This window comes from Escherichia sp. AM3 (assembly GCF_032029835.1).
Classification (GTDB): domain Bacteria; phylum Pseudomonadota; class Gammaproteobacteria; order Enterobacterales; family Enterobacteriaceae; genus Escherichia; species Escherichia coli.
This window is the reverse complement of record NZ_JAVUPQ010000722.1, coordinates 1-338: the sequence shown is the minus strand read 5'-3', so window position 1 is coordinate 338 and position 338 is coordinate 1. Positions and strand designations below refer to the sequence as shown.

Below are 338 nucleotides of genomic sequence, written 5' to 3'. Positions count from 1 at the left end.
TTGTAAGGGAGGACGAAAAAGACAAGGAATTACCGGAAAAGATAGCGGCAGAAATCCCCGTAATTATCCGCCGCTTGCTGGCTCATTTTGCTGACCCTGAAAAGGCACGGGCTTTATTACTGGAACAGCGTGACGGTGATGAAGCTCTGGCAATAAAGCAGCAAACGGATCCGGTTGTTGAGCTTTGCGCGGCGCTGGAGTTTCTGGAGGAAGCTCGTGGGCTAATGATGGGCGGTGGTGGTGACACCGTGAAGTACACGACCAGAAACAGCCTTTACCGTGTCGATCTGGCCTTCTTGGCATACCCAGGAAAGGGGAAATGTTTGAGCGTGAATGAG

General features: G+C 51.8%; 1 pseudogene. It reads left to right on the top strand.

The features are described from left to right. Positions 1 to 338, top strand: a pseudogene (locus RTW80_RS28070) (DNA primase); the annotation flags it as partial.